The sequence below is a fragment of the Arthrobacter sp. Y3224198 genome, from assembly GCF_059090025.1.
The window spans coordinates 122,745-137,982 of record NZ_JBNHFG010000004.1; the positions used below are offsets into that span (position 1 = coordinate 122,745).

General features: G+C 65.9%; 19 protein-coding genes. 7 read left to right on the forward strand and 12 right to left on the reverse strand.

Annotation, left to right across the window (positions count from 1 at the left end; all coding sequences use genetic code 11):
* The first annotated feature begins 29 nt into the window (after positions 1-29).
* Both nrdF and AC5RUF_RS03835 read left to right on the forward strand, forming a co-directional pair.
* Entirely contained in the window at positions 30-1,004 is a 975-nt protein-coding gene (gene nrdF / locus AC5RUF_RS03830; RefSeq protein ID WP_493996669.1) for a class 1b ribonucleoside-diphosphate reductase subunit beta, read from the forward strand.
* Positions 1,005-1,166: 162 nt separating this feature from the next.
* Complete coding sequence (locus tag AC5RUF_RS03835) at positions 1,167-1,697, forward strand: DivIVA domain-containing protein (RefSeq protein WP_494129762.1); 531 nt, start codon at positions 1,167-1,169, stop codon at positions 1,695-1,697.
* Here the strand turns inward: AC5RUF_RS03835 and AC5RUF_RS03840 are convergent.
* The 5 genes from AC5RUF_RS03840 to AC5RUF_RS03860 all read right to left on the reverse strand — a co-directional run bounded on the left by AC5RUF_RS03840 (position 1,694) and on the right by AC5RUF_RS03860 (position 6,036).
* The gene (locus tag AC5RUF_RS03840; protein ID WP_493996671.1) at positions 1,694-1,867 is read right to left on the reverse strand and encodes a hypothetical protein; all 174 of its coding nucleotides are present in this window, start codon (positions 1,865-1,867) and stop codon (positions 1,694-1,696) included. The two genes, AC5RUF_RS03835 and AC5RUF_RS03840, sit on opposite strands and share 4 nt — an antisense overlap.
* A 436-nt stretch (positions 1,868-2,303) precedes the next feature.
* Entirely contained in the window at positions 2,304-2,816 is a 513-nt protein-coding gene (locus AC5RUF_RS03845) for a hypothetical protein (protein WP_493996672.1), read from the reverse strand.
* Between the two features lie 55 nt (positions 2,817-2,871).
* Positions 2,872-5,034, reverse strand: a complete 2,163-nt coding sequence (locus AC5RUF_RS03850; protein WP_493996673.1) for an alpha/beta hydrolase — start codon at positions 5,032-5,034, stop codon at positions 2,872-2,874.
* Positions 5,035-5,036: 2 nt separating this feature from the next.
* A complete protein-coding gene (locus AC5RUF_RS03855) occupies positions 5,037-5,408 on the reverse strand; it encodes a DUF6507 family protein (RefSeq protein WP_493996674.1) in 372 nt (123 codons plus the stop codon).
* A 61-nt stretch (positions 5,409-5,469) separates the two neighbouring features.
* On the reverse strand, positions 5,470-6,036 hold the full coding sequence (locus tag AC5RUF_RS03860; protein ID WP_494129763.1) for an MOSC domain-containing protein: 567 nt from the start codon (positions 6,034-6,036) through the stop codon (positions 5,470-5,472).
* Positions 6,037-6,127: 91 nt separating this feature from the next.
* On the opposite strand from AC5RUF_RS03860, the gene AC5RUF_RS03865 reads away from it, so the two are divergent.
* Complete coding sequence (locus tag AC5RUF_RS03865; RefSeq protein WP_494129764.1) at positions 6,128-7,279, forward strand: epoxide hydrolase family protein; 1,152 nt, start codon at positions 6,128-6,130, stop codon at positions 7,277-7,279.
* Positions 7,280-7,374: 95 nt separating this feature from the next.
* On the forward strand, positions 7,375-8,040 hold the full coding sequence (locus tag AC5RUF_RS03870) for a M15 family metallopeptidase (protein WP_494129765.1): 666 nt from the start codon (positions 7,375-7,377) through the stop codon (positions 8,038-8,040).
* Between the two features lie 53 nt (positions 8,041-8,093).
* Here the strand turns inward: AC5RUF_RS03870 and AC5RUF_RS03875 are convergent, their stop codons facing one another.
* A complete protein-coding gene (locus AC5RUF_RS03875; protein WP_494129766.1) occupies positions 8,094-8,639 on the reverse strand; it encodes a DUF1697 domain-containing protein in 546 nt (181 codons plus the stop codon).
* A gap of 56 nt (positions 8,640-8,695) precedes the next feature.
* Entirely contained in the window at positions 8,696-9,529 is an 834-nt protein-coding gene (locus tag AC5RUF_RS03880) for an SDR family oxidoreductase (RefSeq protein ID WP_494129767.1), read from the reverse strand.
* 145 nt (positions 9,530-9,674) lie between these two features.
* Here AC5RUF_RS03880 and AC5RUF_RS03885 point away from each other — a divergent pair, with 145 nt between their 5' ends.
* Positions 9,675-11,051 (forward strand): CoA transferase, encoded by a 1,377-nt coding sequence (locus AC5RUF_RS03885; protein ID WP_494129768.1) that lies wholly within the window; start codon positions 9,675-9,677, stop codon positions 11,049-11,051.
* Between the two features lie 2 nt (positions 11,052-11,053).
* On the opposite strand, the gene arfB is transcribed toward AC5RUF_RS03885, so the two are convergent.
* From arfB to AC5RUF_RS03905, 4 genes are all read right to left on the reverse strand, one after another.
* On the reverse strand, positions 11,054-11,476 hold the full coding sequence (gene arfB, locus AC5RUF_RS03890; RefSeq protein ID WP_494129769.1) for an alternative ribosome rescue aminoacyl-tRNA hydrolase ArfB: 423 nt from the start codon (positions 11,474-11,476) through the stop codon (positions 11,054-11,056).
* 44 nt (positions 11,477-11,520) lie between these two features.
* The gene (locus AC5RUF_RS03895; RefSeq protein WP_493997664.1) at positions 11,521-11,961 is read right to left on the reverse strand and encodes a hypothetical protein; all 441 of its coding nucleotides are present in this window, start codon (positions 11,959-11,961) and stop codon (positions 11,521-11,523) included.
* A gap of 131 nt (positions 11,962-12,092) precedes the next feature.
* A complete protein-coding gene (locus AC5RUF_RS03900) occupies positions 12,093-13,406 on the reverse strand; it encodes a Y-family DNA polymerase (protein WP_494129770.1) in 1,314 nt (437 codons plus the stop codon).
* A complete protein-coding gene (locus AC5RUF_RS03905; protein ID WP_493997662.1) occupies positions 13,399-13,815 on the reverse strand; it encodes a LexA family protein in 417 nt (138 codons plus the stop codon). The genes AC5RUF_RS03900 and AC5RUF_RS03905 overlap by 8 nt, the downstream gene beginning before the upstream one ends.
* Before the next feature lie 173 nt (positions 13,816-13,988).
* On the opposite strand from AC5RUF_RS03905, the gene AC5RUF_RS03910 reads away from it, so the two are divergent.
* Positions 13,989-14,267: a hypothetical protein gene (locus AC5RUF_RS03910; RefSeq protein WP_494129771.1), complete on the forward strand. Its 279-nt coding sequence runs from the start codon at positions 13,989-13,991 to the stop codon at positions 14,265-14,267.
* Between the two features lie 161 nt (positions 14,268-14,428).
* A complete protein-coding gene (locus AC5RUF_RS03915) occupies positions 14,429-14,575 on the forward strand; it encodes a hypothetical protein (RefSeq protein WP_493997660.1) in 147 nt (48 codons plus the stop codon).
* A 21-nt stretch (positions 14,576-14,596) separates the two neighbouring features.
* Here the strand turns inward: AC5RUF_RS03915 and AC5RUF_RS03920 are convergent, their stop codons facing one another.
* Entirely contained in the window at positions 14,597-15,196 is a 600-nt protein-coding gene (locus tag AC5RUF_RS03920) for a TM2 domain-containing protein (protein WP_494129772.1), read from the reverse strand.
* Between the last annotated feature and the right edge of the window lie 42 nt (positions 15,197-15,238).

Below are 15,238 nucleotides of genomic sequence, written 5' to 3' on the forward strand. Positions count from 1 at the left end.
CCTGAATTTTTGAAGACAAGGAATCATTCATGACCGAGAAGCTGAAGCTGATCGACGGCGTCCAGGCGATTAACTGGAACCGGATCCAGGACGACAAGGACGTGGAAGTCTGGAACCGTCTGGTCAATAACTTCTGGCTGCCGGAGAAGGTGCCGCTGTCCAACGACGTCCAGTCCTGGAACACGCTCACCCCCGAAGAGCAGCAGCTGACCATGCGCGTGTTCACCGGGCTGACCCTGCTGGACACCGTGCAGGCCACCGTGGGTGCCGTTTCGCTGATCCCCGACGCGCTGACCCCGCACGAGGAAGCGGTCTACACGAACATTGCGTTCATGGAGTCCGTGCACGCCAAGAGCTACTCCTCGATCTTCTCCACCCTGGCCTCCACCAAGGAGATTGACGAGGCGTTCCGCTGGTCCACGGAGAACGAGAACCTGCAGAAGAAGGCCCAGATCGTTACCGAGTACTACCGCGGCGACGATCCCCTGAAGCGCAAGATTGCCTCCACCCTGCTGGAGTCCTTCCTCTTCTACTCGGGCTTCTACCTGCCGATGTACTGGTCCTCGCACGCCAAGCTGACCAACACGGCCGACCTGATCCGCCTGATCATCCGTGACGAGGCCGTGCACGGTTACTACATCGGCTACAAGTTCCAGCGCGGACTGGAGACCCTGCCGGAGGAGCGCCGGCAGGAGCTGAAGGACTACACGTACGAGCTGCTGTTCGAGCTGTACGAAAACGAAGTCCAGTACACGCATGACCTGTACGACGGCGTCGGCCTGGCCGAGGACGTCAAGAAGTTCCTGCACTACAACGCCAACAAGGCGCTGATGAACCTGGGCTACGAAGCCATGTTCCCGTCCACCCTGACGGACGTGAACCCGGCTATCCTCTCCGCCCTTTCCCCGAACGCGGACGAGAACCACGACTTCTTCTCCGGGTCCGGCTCGTCCTACGTGATCGGCAAGGCCGTGAACACCGAAGACGAGGACTGGGACTTCTAGTACCCGGCTCCATAAGGAGGTCCTGCAGGAAAACCTGCGGGGCCTCCTTTGTTTTGCCCGCGGAATTCGTTTGCCGGCGTTCGGCAATTGCGCGGGCAGGGACTTTATACTGTGCTGGACATGGCGTTTTATGCCGTCCAAAACCGGGGGAGTTGGATAACAGTGTTCTTCGAAAGACTTTCAGCGGCCACACAGGACAGTAGTCAGGGAAACAACTTTTCCCTGACCCTGGTGCTTTTGGTTGCGGCGGGGGCCTTGGTTTACCTGGTCTTCAAAATGATCAGTTCCAAGCGGACCAAGGGTCCGCGGAAAAAGGCGGAGTGGAAGCCCGTCATCACTGCGGAGGAGGTGGTTGCCAAGCGGTTCCAGCCGACGAAAGTCAGGGCCGGTTACGACCAGGACGAAGTAGACCAGCTGCTTGACCGCGCGGTACAGGAGCTGCAGCGGCTCCAGGCGGAAAACGAAGGTCTCCAACGCCTGCAGCTTGATCCGCTCAGCCCGCCCGTGTTTATGACCGACCCGTTGCTGACACCGGACCAGGTGATTCAACAGCGGTTCCAGCAGACGAAATTCCGGGCAGGTTACGAGCAGAACGAAGTGGATGATTTCCTGGACAAGATTGTGCTTGGCCTCCGGACTTGGACCGCCCGGAATGGAGAGATCAGGGGCCGCATCTCCGGAAACATCCGTTAGTGGGTTTCCGCGCTGACGTCGTCCTTCATCGAGGGATGGGCCGAGCACTGGCTGCGCAGGTTCAGGACCTGTTCTGCATTATTGGCGCCGTAGTCGACAATGGCGCCGTCGGTCCGCCTGCCGGCGACTGCGTAGGTATTCTTGGGCTCGTTCCCCGGTGGGGGGTCCATCCCCGCCGGCGGCCAGCGTCCCGCAGGGACCGGGAGAGAACACGATATCCGGCGACGCAGGATCCCACTCGGAACCGTCCTCGTACGTCCACCCCGCCGTACCGTTGCGCCCGCTGCCTCGTCGGCCATTGAGATTAAGCTGTCAAAGACCGTTCCGGCCGGCTGCGCACTGCCTGCGTCTTCGGAGGGTGGCTTGGTAGCGGAAGGCGTGTTCTCCGGTATGGATGGGTCTACTTGGGCACATGAATTCAGGGTCAGCAAGGCAAATAGTCCGCTGCCAATCACGGAAAAGGCTAACGAGTTTTTCTGCCGGGAATTCCAGCGCGCGCACCTGGTACTTGAAATATTCATCTGCCGCTGTCTGCTGGACGGACTGGTGGGGGAGGACCCGCCGGCAGACGTGTCCTGGCCCGGACCTGACGCCGCTTAAGTCCTGCTACGGCGTCTCCGCGCTGACGTCGCCCTTCATCGAGGGATGGGCCGAGCACTGGCTCCGCAGCGTCAGGAGCTGTTCGGCATTGTTGGCGCCGTAGTCCACAAACGCTCCGTCTGCGCGCCGGCCGGTCACTATGTACGTGTTTTTGGGCTCGTTGCCGGGTGGGGGATCCATGGACCGGGTTACGTCGTAACCGTTCTTTTCCAGATATCCGCGCATTTGGTCCCGGGCGTCGCCGGGCTCCACGGACGCCGGAGGGCCGACGAGCCCGAACTCCAGGAACCGTCCCGCCTCACTGTCGTCCGTTGGCCCGCAGGGTTCACCGGAGAAAATGATGTCGGGTGCTGACGGGGCCCACGGGGAACCGTCCTCGTACGTCCAGCCGGACGTGCCGGTGGCACCGACTGCCTCGTCCGCCATGGCGATAATGCTGTCAAAGACCATTCCGGCCGGCTGCGCCTTGCCTCCGGCTTCGGAGGCGGGCTTGGTAGCGGAAGGCGTGTTGTCCGGCATGGATGGGTCTCCTTGGGCGCATGAACTCAGGGTGAACAAGGCAATTATGCCGCCGCTAATCACGGAAAAGACTAACGAGTTTTTCTGCCTGGAATTCCAGCGCGCGCATCTGGTGCTTGAAATATTCATCTGCCGCTTTCTGCTGGGTATCGATGACGCGTTCAAACATATGCTGCGATCCGTCAACAGCCGCATTGAACCGCCGCCGCAACTCATCTGCATTTTCCCCGGCTTGCTGCTGTACTCCATCAACAACGGGATCGAGGGGATTGGCAAAGGGCCCGATATCCGGTAGGTAGTGATCCTGCAAGGCATCGGCCGCCGCCCCGAGGCCGTCCTGCACCGCTTCAGCTGCACGGTTATGCCCCTCTTGAAGGGCGTCGATCGTGCGATCGCCGGCCGCCTGCGCACTGTCAACCACTCTGCCGGGACCGTAGTAGACGGCTTCGCCGGTCTCCTTGGCCCACTGGACCCGGTCATCCATGCGGGACTGGGGAATCAGGTCAAGGGAAGCACCGTTACCCGTACTGGCTTCGGCAATCTGGATCAGGCTCGACGTACCGAAGTCCAGGTAGCCGCCACCCGATTCACGCTGGCCGTGCCCGCCGTTTGGACGCCCATATTCATCCGCCTCGGAACTGAAGACCTTTGCCCCGAACGCTTCCGCCGTAGGACTCACACGCGGGTCCCCCAGTTCCGAACCGGCGATGCCCCCGGGAGCAACAAAGTCCCGGCTGCCCTGTGTTGCATAGACCTCCCGGGCGTGGAGGTCGGCTGCCGTCCGTGCGGCTTCAGGGTCAATGCCGGCGGAGCCGTAGAACACCACAGTGTCCACCGTATGGGCGGTCTGGCTGAGGGCATAGGCTGCGGTTGTGGTGCCGTAGGAGTGAGCGGCAACGCTGACTGCCGGCGGCTCGCCGCTGCGGGTGTAGTACAGCCCGTCAATGACTGTCGCGAGCTTGGCTCCGCCGGTTTGGGCCTTGTCCGAGTAAAGGACTTCAGTGGACTCGGGGAACATGCCGGGGGCGTCGTACCCGATCCACGCGAGCACGGCATGGTTGGTGGTCAGGCGCCCCTGCTGGGTATAGATGTTGTCGGCTGCGGACACCGCGCTTTCCATGTCCTGCGTGGAACTGCCCATACCGGAGACGTTCACGGTCACATTGGTTGCGGTATCCATGTTGCCGATGGCGACAGCGGCCAGCGGCGGGTCGGCAGGATCAAAAGCAACCAGGCTGCGTGCATCCGGGTCCTTGGAGTTCCTTTTCCCTGAGTTGGGGTTCTTCCCTAACGCGGCACTGATGCTCTCGTATGCAGCCCGTTGGGCGTCGGTCTTGGGCCAGTTCGGTTTCATGACCAGCGCCAGGACGGCGGCATTGGCGGCAGCGCGGATGCCGTACGGCACACCCTCGGTGTTGCCGACGACGGCGGGCAGGGCCTCGGTCATCGCTGCCTGCTGTTCCGGGGTCAGGGACTGCCAGAAGGCCGCCTGGTGCTCCGCCGCCAGGCCGATCCGCGGCGGATATACGGCGGATTCCGGGTAGTCGCGGGCAAATTCCCCGTAATCTGCCGGATCCATGCCGGCGAGGGCGTCGTAGTATGCCTGCACATCCTCGGCGGAGGCGCCGGGCAGGATCGCCTGCCGGTGGAGGCGTTCCACGTCGTTGCCGACCAGGTCCAAGGTGCCGGAGGTGTAGTACGAGGGCACGTCGGACGAGGCGCGGGTGATCCCGGACAAGCCGGCGAGGCAGGCGGCGCGGGCCTGCGAATAGGATTCCGCGAGAGCATCCGCTCGTTTGCTGAACTCCGACTGGTAGCTGAAGAGAGCGTTTTCGAACTGTCCGCCGGTCGGATCTTCCTCGCTGCCCAGCAGGGACGCCAGGTGGTTATCCGCGGCGTTGATCTCAAGCTGCAACGCGGTCCTGGCGGCACGGAGCTCCTGCACGGCCGTCGCAAAGGCACTGATGGTCTTGGCTGCAGTGGCGGTGCTGCTGACCAGGGTGAGGGCCTGCCGCGACGGCGCTGCCAGGGCGTTCAGGACCAGCCAGCTCTGGGGAGTTTCATAAAGGCCCTCCAGAGCCCGCCACTTGCCGGCGGCGTCCGAAACCGATGCCTCGAACGCCTGGCCGGCTGCGGACAGCAACGGTGCCTGTTCCTGGAGGACCACGGGATCGGGAGTGTTTTGGGTGGCCGAGAGGTCAATGGCAAGGTAACCCATTACTAGTTCACCATCCGGGGTCCGCCGCCGGCCGGAGCCGGTGGCATCGAAACGGGCATCGCCAGCGACGCTGCTTTGTGGGCCAGATCGGCCATCTCCCGGTCACCGTCGGTGTATGCGTGGACGGTCTCGCCCGTCGCCTGCACGGCGTTGTTGCACCGGACAAGTATGTCCGTCATGTCATTGGCGATGACTTCAAAACGCAGATGGTCAACGGCTTCCGCAAGTTCAGGGCAGTGCATCAGCGCAGTTTCAATAGCGTTCAATGCCTTTTGCGCGTTGTCCTTGGCCGGCTCGCAGTCAGCCAGCAGGCTCTCGGTGTCGTGGAGCAGGGACAGTACGCCCGGCACCTGTACATTCCAGTTTTCCCCCATGTCCGGAAATCTAGTACCGGACGGCCGACGTGTCCATGGGGAGAACTACCCATGGACAGACTCAGGGAAGACGGCCGGGCCTGGGCAGCGAAGCCTGCCCTGCCCTGGAAGGATCAAGCGGAACGGGGCTGATCAGCACCGCCGGTCCGCGCACAAGCGCTCCACTGCTCAGCGGGCGGCAGCGCAGGCCGGCCCGCCCCCGCATCGCCTTGTGCGCACCGGGCGCCAGCACCGTGTCCATCCAGGCGCAGGGATGGGCGTGCCGGCCGCCGTGGAAGGACACGCTGCCCTCCACGGTCTTCAGGGTGAAGTCCTGCCCGATGAGCGGCACCAGTTCGGCGCCGCGAAGCACCACGTTCCGGCGGGTCAGCAGCGGGTCGAAGGGGCCGGCACCGAGTTCGGCGGCGATAGCCTCCAGGGATTCGACGGCGAACAGGGTCACCGCGGCGTCCATATGGGCTGCCTTGCCGAAAAACCGGTCACCCACGATCCCCTTGCCCGCGACCACGTCCACCTGCCCGGCGTCCGTAGTGGCGACGTCGGCGGGCCCGTCCTTCGCCCGCCCGAAGTAGGCGTGTCCGCCCGATACCAGCAGGTGCAGGATCTCGACGTCGTACTCATAGCTCATGCCTCCACGCTAGCCTGCCGCCTGCCGCAGCCCGGGACTAGGCTGTGCCTGCCGGAAGCAACCGGGCGCCCCGGCGTCGAAGGAGGAAGACATGTCCGATGCGGTGCGTCCTTTTGAACTCCACCTGCCGGAGGACGCCCTGGCCGACCTCCGGGACCGGCTGAAGCGCACCCGCTGGCCGGAGGCGGAAACCACGGCTGCTTCGGGCGGAGAAGGCTGGTCGCAGGGGCCGCCGCTGGACTACATCCGCACGCTGGCGGAAGAGTGGCAGGACCACGACTGGCGGAAGCTGGAAACCAGGATCAACGCGCACGGCCACGGCCTGGCCCGGATCGACGGTCTGGACATCCAGTTCCTGCAGGTCCGCTCGCCCCGCCCCGATGCGCGTCCGCTGGTGGTGACCCATGGGTGGCCCGGTGCGGTGCTGGAACCGCTGGAGGTGATGGATGCCCTGGCGAACCCGCCGGATCCCGGAATGCCGGCCTTCCACGCGGTCGCCCCGTCGCTGCCCGGCTACGGCTTCGGCGGCAAGCCGGGAGCCCCGGGGTGGACCGTGGACCGGACGGCGCAGGCCTGGGCTGAACTGATGGCCCGCCTGGGCTATGACCGTTTCCTCGCGGCCGGCGGCGACTGGGGCGGGCGGGTCACGGCAGACCTGGGACGCCGGTATCCGGACCGTGTTGCGGCAGTGCACACCTACACTCCCTATGTACCCGATCCGTCGGATCCGGAGGGCTTCGGACCCCTCAGCGACCAGGAGCGGCAGTGGGCGGCCGGAATGCAGGAATTCCGGCGCACCGGCAGCGGCTATTCCCTGCAGCAGTCCACCAGGCCGCAGACGGTCGGTTATGTGCTGACGGATTCACCGGTGGCACAGCTTGCCTGGCTGCTGGACAAGTTCCATGCCTGGACGGATAACGACGGCGACCCGGCCGATGCGATTCCCCGGGAAAGGATGCTGGACCTGGTGAGCTGGTACTGGTTCTCCGCAACGGCGGCGTCCTCGACCCGGTTCTACTGGGAGAACTTTCCGCCGGACAATTCGGGCACGGTAGGGGTACCGGCGGCAGTAACTGTTTTCCCGGCCGACATCGAAAAGATTCCCCGGCCGTGGGTGGAAAGCCGCTTCACGGACCTGCGGTCCTTCCGGGTGGCCGGGCACGGCGGACACTTTCCCATGCTTGAGGTTCCGGAGCTTTATGTGGACGAACTGCGCCGGGCCCTGGGGCCGATGCCGGCCTGATCCGCCGCGTCGCGTCGCCGCCAATTTACCGGCGTGGGATAATCGACCGCGTGGGGGGTACGAAAGAGCGCAGTCGGGGCAGGACATATGCGGAAATGGCCGCATGTCTTTTCCTCTGCCTGATCATTTCCTTTTACGGCTACACCGGCCGTCCCCCCGAGGAGACCCCGCAGGAAGCGGCGGCCCTTGTGCCGGTGCAGGCGCCGCCGGGTGCTCCCGCCGTGGTGGTGGTCAACAAGAACCTGCCCCTGCCCGACGCCGGGATTCCGCAGGACCTTGCCGACGCCGGGGGAGTGCCGCTGCGGGCCGAAGCGGCCGCTGCCTACGCCCGGTTGGTGGCGGATGCCGCCGCAGCCGGAGTCCCCATTACGGCGGTCAGCGCTTTCCGGTCCCGGGCCGAGCAGGCCCGCCTCTACGAGTACTACACCGCCCGCTACGGCGCGGAGGTGGCAGACTCCATCTCTGCCCGGCCCGGATACAGCGAGCACGAGACCGGACTGGCCATCGACATCGGCAACCCGGACGGCACCTGCGCCCTGGAGGGGTGCTTCGCGGGAACGGCCGCGGGCACCTGGGCGGCGGCAAATGCCCACCGGTACGGATTCGTCATCCGGTATCCCGCCGGTGCCGAACACATCACCGGCTATGCCTACGAGCCTTGGCACCTGCGTTATGTGGGCACTGAATATGCGCAGATGGTCCATGACACCGGAGTGACGTTGGAGCAGTTCGTCGGGCTTCCGGCCGCGCCCGCTTACTGACCGCCCCCGCACACTGATCGGCGCGGTCCGTGCAACCGGCGGCATTGTGCCGGTCAGGGTTGAAACCGGTCCCAGAGGTTCATAGTGGTGCTCCAGCTGCGGATGGTCATGGACTTGTACAACGGGGATGCCATGATGCTGCTGAGCCGGCTTTTGGTGCGCTCGGCGCTCAGGCGCCGGGAGTAGATGACGCCTTCGCCCGCCCAGACCGCGTCTACCCCCTCGCGCGGATTAAACGCGGCCAGCGCCGTCCCGGTGTCGATGCCCATCAGGAAAATCGCGTCGGAATGGTAGGTGTCCGGCTCTTCCCCGAAGTTCTCCGGCTTGTTCTCGATGACGCCCTGGAACCCGGGGCGGTCCAGGACCCGAACGCGGATCAGCTCGTCATCGAGGTGGAACGCCTGCACCAGCGAATCCTCGATCCGCTCCGTCACCAGGTCCGCGGGCTCATCCGAGGTGAGGAACGCGTTGCCGCTGGCGATGTACGTGGAGACGTCGTCGTAGCCCAGCTGCTCCAGGTGTGCCCGCAGGTCCTTCATCGGCACCTTGTTCCGGCCGCCCACGTTGATGCCGCGCAGCAGGACCAGATACTCAGTCATGCTCCCGATTCGACCACAGCGGCGCATTCCCCGGCAACGCCCCCGGGCGGAACGCCTTAGCCCGCCGTCCGGATCCGGGAACCGGTATCGACCGCGGCCACGACGCCGCCGTCCACCAGCAAGTCCGTTCCGGTGACGAAGCTGGCATCGCTGCTGAGCAGGAACGCGGCAGCATTGGCGATATCCGCCGGGGTGCCGACCCGCTTGGTGCCCGATCCCTCGATCATGGCGCGCATCTGCGCCCCGGACTCGCCGGCCAGTTCCTGCTGGCCCATGGGCGTGGAGATCACGCCGGGGCTGATGCTGTTGACCCGGGCGCCGCGGGCGCCCCAGCGCAGGCTGGCAGCCTGTACCCGGACCTGGTTGGCGCGCTTGGCCACGCTGTAGGCCTGCCCGGCATTGTCGATTTCCGCCACGAAGGGGATCAGCAACAGATCATCGGCCGGCACGGCGGCGAGGCTGGCCAGCGTGTCCGCGGGAATGCTCCCGCCGCCCAGATAGCCGGCCATGCTGGCGATGACGACGCCGGCGCCGCCCGGGGCGATGACCTTTTCGAATTCCTCGAGCACCACGGCCACGCCGTAGAGGTCTACCTTCCAGATGGCCTCCACCGGGGCCTGGACGGGGGAGAGGCCGGCGGTGTGCACCACCCCGGTGACGTTGCCCAGTTCCCGGGCGGTGGCGGCCAGTGCCTGGACCGATTCACGGGAAGAGACATCAACCCTCGCGGAGACGACGTCGTAACCGTCACCTACAGCCGCGGTGACAGCGCCGGCCAGGAGCTGCTCGTTGAAGTCCGCCAGCAGGACCTTCCGGCCCGCACCGAGCCGGCGCATTACCGCCTGTCCCATGCCGCCTACGCCAATGATGACCAGTACGTCCGCTGCCATGATGCTCCTTTGTCCACAAATGCTGCTGATGAGGACGGGATCCCCGGTGCCAAGCGTAGCCCCTGCACGTCCGCGCCGCCCTAGGAGGGCGGCCGTCGGCTATGCGCTGCTGGCCGGAATCAGCTCCCACGCGCATAATTCCGGTATGGCCACCTCCGTGGAAAATCCCGTCCCGCCCTTGGCCCAAAGCCTTTCTCCGTTGCTGGCGGAAAACGTGGGGCCCGCTCCCTGGGCCGGCCCGCGCTGGTGGTGGGGCGGGCGGCTGGATGTTGAAGGGCTGGCACTGGGCTCAGCGCAGATGCTGGCCACAGCAGTCACCTCCTACGCAGAATCCGCCGGACGCCGGGCCAGGATTGGTCTGACCTCCGACGGCGTCGCGGCAGCTTTTGCCTCGTTCACGCACCTGCGGATCAACAACAAGCCGATACAGGGGTTCGCCCCGCTGTCCGGGTTCCGACCCACCGCCGACGGCTGGATCCGCCTGCACGCCAACTATCCGCACCACGAGGCCGCCCTGCTTGCGGCCCTGGGTGTGCAGGGCCCGGAGCAGGTGGACGATGCCCTGCGCAGCCGTACAGCCGCCGAGGTGGAGGAAGCGGTGACCGCCCGCGGGGGACTGGCGGCCGAGGTTCGGACCCCGGAGCAGTGGTCCGTGTCCGCGGCAGGCCAGGCGGTGACAGCTGAACCATGGCTGCGTTTGGATCTGCGCGATTCCGGTCCCGGATTAGCCCCGAAATCCGGGGACGGCGGGCTGTTGTCGGGCCTCCGGGTGCTGGACCTGACCCGGGTCATCGCCGGCCCTTCCGGCAGCCGCATCCTGGGCGCCCTGGGCGCGGACGTGCTGCGCGTGGATCCTCCGGCGCTCCCGGAGTTGGAGGACCAGTACGTGGACACCGGGTTCGCCAAGCGCAGCGCGGTGGCCGACCTGTCCGATCCGGACGTCCAGCCGCGGCTGCGCGCCCTGCTCGCGGAGGCCGACGTCGTCCTTACCGCCTACCGCGGCGGGTCGCTGGACCGGCTGGGCCTGGACCCGGTCTCGCTGCGGACGGACTATCCGCACCTGGCCGTGGTGTGCCTGGATGCCTGGGGCGACTCCGGCCCGTGGGCGGAGCGGCGGGGCTTCGACAGTATTGTCCAGGCTGCCACCGGCATTGCGCACTTGTATGGCAGCACGGGGGACGACGGCGCGTGGCGGCCCGGGGCGCTGCCGGTCCAGGCGCTGGACTACGCCACCGGGCTGGGAATGTCCGCCGCCGCCGTCGCCCTGGTTGCGGCACGATCGCGCGGCATTGTGGGAACAGCGCACCTGTCGCTGGCCCGGACCGCTTTGGAACTGCTGCGCCTGCCCGGCCCGCCGCCCGGGACCAAAGCGTCGGCGCTGCCCGAACCGGTCCTGCGCCGCGGAGCCAGTGCCTTCGGTGAGCTGACCTATGTTCCGCCGCCGCTGCTGGTCGGCGGCGTGCGGCTTGAGTATCCCTGGATACCGCCGCCCTACGGCAGCGCCGACCTGGCCTGGCAGTGACGCTAGTCCCGCGGCGGGCGCTGCCGCTGCTGTTTGGTCACTGACCGCTGTTTCTTGGTATCCAGGCGCCGGTAATTGGAGCCCCGGGTGGGTTTGGTCTGGCGGCGCTTGGGCGGTGCAGGTGCCAGACCGTCTGCCACGAGGGCGGCGAGTTTGGCCAGGGCGCTCTCCCGGTTGCGCAGCTGCGAGCGCTGTTCCGACGCCGTCACGGTCAGCACGCCGGCGACCAGCCGGTTCTTCAGGCGCCCGAGCAGCATCGCGCGCTGCTCTTCCGTCAGCACTGCCGACCCGGCAACATCCCACAACAGCTCAACGCGGCTGTCCGAGGTATTCACGTGCTGGCCACCGGGCCCGGAGGAACGGGAGAACCGCCAGTTAAACTCCGCTGCGGGAATCGTCAGCGCAGGCGACACGACCAGGTCCATATATCCAGCGTCCCACGAAACGGAGGACGCCGGATCCACCGGGGTCAGCGGAGGAAGACGGCTGCACCGGCCATACACGCCATGCCGGCGAGGATCAGGCCCCACAGCAGCTTCCGGGAGGGCTGCCGGCCCTTGCGGGTGAACAGGTAGACGGCAGCCGCTAAGCCGAACCCGACTCCGGTGAGTGCCGCGAGCACAAAGCCCGGGGGTGGAGGCGGGTTCTGCGTGCCGTCCAGCTCAAGGACGCCGGTGAGCGAGAGGACAAAGAACGCAGCGCCCATGACGGTGCCGGCGATGAAAGGAGCTATCAGTCGGGCCGGACGTATCTTGGGATCGCCCATGGACCGGTTGGCCCACTTTGTCCCGTAGAGCGCTTCCTGCCCGGAGAACATGGCCTGGGCGAGCGCCTCCCGTTTCCGGATACCGATCAGGCACAGTATTACGACAACCGGGCCGATGACGGCGCCTGGCCAGAAAACATCCATGCGAACCCCCGGGATGGCTGCTAGACAAGCGGTTGCGGGACAAACAATTGCAGGATTAGAGCGTAAACCGGCGGGGAGCGTGCGTCAGCGGCGGAGACTGCCTGTTCCTGCCTGCGGTTCCGGGTATCCGCTCAGAGTGCCCGGACCACGGGCAGTTCGCTCCACTCGGTGGTGTAACGGGGCGAGGAGTACTTGCGGGACATGGTCCACTCCGGCTTGGCGGTGGTGATGCCGGCCAGGCCCAGGCCGATGCTGGACGCCCCGTACTTGTCCGTGACCCGGCCCAGCAGGTCGCCGAGGTTGCGGCGCTCCTGGTCGGACACGAAGGCATCAAAAAGCGGCTGTTCACCGGCGGCTTCCAAGCCGGTGAGCATGACTCCGGCCTTCGTGTAGGAAATGCCCTCCACCATCTCAGTCTCCAAGGCGCCCACGGCGGCCCGGCTGAGCACCACGGGATCCGACGTCGGAGCGGGCAGCCGTACCGTGGCGGAGGGGAATGACGCCGCTTTGGAACTGAAGTGGGACGTGCCCGCATAGGCGGTAAGCACGCTCGCCTGCTGTCCTTCCCGCGCGAGCCTGGCTGCGGCCTGCTGGGCGTAGATGCTCATGACCTGGCGCATCTCGGCCAGCGTGGTCACCGGGGTGGAGAAGCTGCGGGAAAAGATCAGCTGTTTGCGGTCTGCGCGCTCGTCGTCGAGCGGGATGCAGGAGGTGCCGTTGAGTTCGAGCACGGTTCGCTGGAGGATCACCGAGAACTTCCGCCGGATCATCGCCGGGTCCGCTGCGCGCAGGTCCGCCACGGATTCGATGCCCAAGGCCGCCAGACGGGTCCCCAGCCGCGCCCCCACGCCCCACAGGCCGGTGACGGGCACCCGGGACATGATGGTGTCCACCACCGCCGGGTCCATGGTGTCCAGGTTGCACACGCCCTGCAGGTGCCGGTTCTGTTTGGCTATCCGGTTGGCGAACTTCGCCAGCGTCTTGGTGCTGCCAATGCCCACGCACACCGGCAGACCCGTGTGCCGGGCCACGGCGCTGCGAATGGTTGCCCCCTGGGCTTCAAGCTCTGCAGGGGTGCCGGCCAGGCCGAGGAAGGACTCATCAATGGAGTAGACCTCCTGCCACAGGGCGTAGCGGCCCAGCAGTTCCATCACCCGCGCGCTCAGGTCGCCGTACAGTTCGTAGTTGCTCGAGCGCTGGACCAGGCTCACCTGAGCTGCGGATTCGGCCAACTTGAACCAGGGCGTGCCGGTCTTGATGCCCAGCGCCTTGGCCTCATCCGAGCGGGCCACCACGCAGCCGTCGTTGTTGGACAGCACCACCACGGGCACCCCGGCCAGCTTCGGGTCAAAGGCGCGCTCGCAGGAGACATAAAAGCTGTTAACGTCCACCAGGGCAATCCGTGAGCCGTTGGAGGCATGCGCGGCGGCAGGTTCCTCAGACATGGTGCAGGCACCGGGTCACAACGCCCCACACCGACAGCTCCGACGGCTCGGCCACTTCGATCTCCGGATATCCGGGGCTTTCGGCGCGCAGCAGGATCCTGCCGCCGTCCAGCAGCAGCCGGCGCACCGCCAGCTCGCCGTTCACGACGGCCACCACGACGGCGCCGTCCCGGGGCGTGAGCGAGCGGTCCACAATCAGTTCGTCGCCGTTGCAGATGCCGGTGCCGGCCATCGAATCCCCTTCAACCCGCACCACGTAGGTGGAGGTGGGGTCCCGGATCAGGTGCCGGTTGAGGTCTATCCGGCCGTCGAAGTAATCCCGGGCCGGGCTGGGGAAACCTGCCGCCGTGGCAGCGTCGGCCTCCGGAGGGGCGGCCCTGCGGGAACGGTCTGCTGAAAACACGGCCATGCCGACGCCTTCCACCTTGGTTTCACTAGAACACATGTTCGAATGACCAGCTTAGCACCGCACTGTTAGGCTCCGCTGAAACGAAACTCCGGCTGCTGGTTGAGCTGCCCCACCCTGTCCGCACAGCACTGTTGCTGGGCTATTCGGTATTCCCCGCAGGTTTCCTGGCCAGTATGGTCACGGGGCAGCTGAGGATCGGGCTGGCCACGGCGGTGCTGTCCGGTGCCGCCTTCGCCGTGGCCGGGTGGTGCGTGTTCCGCAACGTCCGCGGTGCCGCGGACGTGTGGTTTGGCATCTACTGCGAAACCAGGGGGATCCCGCCCGAAAGGTCCACTATCGCGGATATGTCCACTATCGCGGATATGTCCACTGTCAGGTCTTTGGGGTTCTTTTACCTGGTTTTCGGGTGTTTCTCTATGGCGGGGGCGGCGTGGACGTTCATCGTCGGCTAGGGCCGGACAGCAGGGAACCTACCGCCGATGGCGGCACACCAGTGAATTACGGGGGCGACGGCGCTGCTGATGGGTTTGGAGGGCGGCGCCGATGCCGGAGGTGACGCAGCCGACGCACGGGGCGTCCGGAAGACGCCCGCGGCCGCTATACGATTTAAGCCATGATCATTGAGCTGCAGATCCCGAAGAAGCTGGGACGGGAACTGGAGGAACTTGCCGAGGAACAGGGAGTTCCGGTGGAGACGCTCGTGGTCAACGGTGCCCGCCTGCTGCTGGAACACCGCTACCGCCGCAATATGCAGGGCTGACGGTGTCCCAGCCGGCACGGGCTACTCCTTAAGCGGTACGCCCTTGGCATCCGTGCGGAAGGACGGTGTGTTGCAAAGGATCATGATGCCTTCAACGAAGCCCCAGATGCCGCCGAAGCCGAACGTCACCACGGTCACCGCGATCTGGGCAATGCCAAGACCGATGTTCCCGAGGTAGAAGCGGTGGATGCCCAGGCTGCCCAGGAAAATACCGAGCAGGCCGGCCACCAGCCTGGACTTCTGCTCTCCGTACCCCTGTCCGTACCCGAACTGACCGGGAGCCTGCGGGTACTGGCCTTGCGGGTACTGGCCCTGGGGGTAGGGCGCCTGCGGATACTGCGCCTGGGGGTACTGACCCTGCTGATAGGGGGCCTGCGGATACTGCGCCTGCGGGTACTGGCCCTGCTGATAGGGGGCCTGCCCTGACTGGTCCTGGCCGTAGCCCGGTTGCGGGTACTGCTGCCCGGCCGCCGGCTCGCCGTAGCCCGGTGCGGAAGGAGTCTGGCCCTGTGGCTGCTCCGGAGCGGGATCCGCCTGCGGGTAGCTGTACTGCTCGTCAGTCGGGGTTGCCCCCGACTCGGGACCTTGTCCCTCACCGGGGTACTGCTTATTCTCCGACATGCTGTCCTTTCACAAAGTTCCCCCGAGGACTGTTTCGAAGGA

What these genes read in the sequence shown, in the direction of transcription:
- nrdF (WP_493996669.1), top strand. Translation starts at nt 30, where the DNA reads ATGACCGAGAAGCTGAAGCTGATCGACGGCGTCCAGGCGATTAACTGG.
- AC5RUF_RS03840 (WP_493996671.1), bottom strand. Translation starts at nt 1,867, where the DNA reads ATGGACCCCCCACCGGGGAACGAGCCCAAGAATACCTACGCAGTCGCC.
- AC5RUF_RS03845 (WP_493996672.1), bottom strand. Translation starts at nt 2,816, where the DNA reads ATGCCGGACAACACGCCTTCCGCTACCAAGCCCGCCTCCGAAGCCGGA.
- AC5RUF_RS03850 (WP_493996673.1), bottom strand. Translation starts at nt 5,034, where the DNA reads ATGGGTTACCTTGCCATTGACCTCTCGGCCACCCAAAACACTCCCGAT.
- AC5RUF_RS03855 (WP_493996674.1), bottom strand. Translation starts at nt 5,408, where the DNA reads ATGGGGGAAAACTGGAATGTACAGGTGCCGGGCGTACTGTCCCTGCTC.
- AC5RUF_RS03860 (WP_494129763.1), bottom strand. Translation starts at nt 6,036, where the DNA reads ATGAGCTATGAGTACGACGTCGAGATCCTGCACCTGCTGGTATCGGGC.
- AC5RUF_RS03865 (WP_494129764.1), top strand. Translation starts at nt 6,128, where the DNA reads ATGTCCGATGCGGTGCGTCCTTTTGAACTCCACCTGCCGGAGGACGCC.
- AC5RUF_RS03870 (WP_494129765.1), top strand. Translation starts at nt 7,375, where the DNA reads ATGGCCGCATGTCTTTTCCTCTGCCTGATCATTTCCTTTTACGGCTAC.
- AC5RUF_RS03875 (WP_494129766.1), bottom strand. Translation starts at nt 8,639, where the DNA reads ATGACTGAGTATCTGGTCCTGCTGCGCGGCATCAACGTGGGCGGCCGG.
- AC5RUF_RS03880 (WP_494129767.1), bottom strand. Translation starts at nt 9,529, where the DNA reads ATGGCAGCGGACGTACTGGTCATCATTGGCGTAGGCGGCATGGGACAG.
- AC5RUF_RS03885 (WP_494129768.1), top strand. Translation starts at nt 9,675, where the DNA reads ATGGCCACCTCCGTGGAAAATCCCGTCCCGCCCTTGGCCCAAAGCCTT.
- arfB (WP_494129769.1), bottom strand. Translation starts at nt 11,476, where the DNA reads ATGGACCTGGTCGTGTCGCCTGCGCTGACGATTCCCGCAGCGGAGTTT.
- AC5RUF_RS03895 (WP_493997664.1), bottom strand. Translation starts at nt 11,961, where the DNA reads ATGGATGTTTTCTGGCCAGGCGCCGTCATCGGCCCGGTTGTCGTAATA.
- AC5RUF_RS03900 (WP_494129770.1), bottom strand. Translation starts at nt 13,406, where the DNA reads ATGTCTGAGGAACCTGCCGCCGCGCATGCCTCCAACGGCTCACGGATT.
- AC5RUF_RS03905 (WP_493997662.1), bottom strand. Translation starts at nt 13,815, where the DNA reads ATGGCCGTGTTTTCAGCAGACCGTTCCCGCAGGGCCGCCCCTCCGGAG.
- AC5RUF_RS03910 (WP_494129771.1), top strand. Translation starts at nt 13,989, where the DNA reads ATGGTCACGGGGCAGCTGAGGATCGGGCTGGCCACGGCGGTGCTGTCC.
- AC5RUF_RS03915 (WP_493997660.1), top strand. Translation starts at nt 14,429, where the DNA reads ATGATCATTGAGCTGCAGATCCCGAAGAAGCTGGGACGGGAACTGGAG.
- AC5RUF_RS03920 (WP_494129772.1), bottom strand. Translation starts at nt 15,196, where the DNA reads ATGTCGGAGAATAAGCAGTACCCCGGTGAGGGACAAGGTCCCGAGTCG.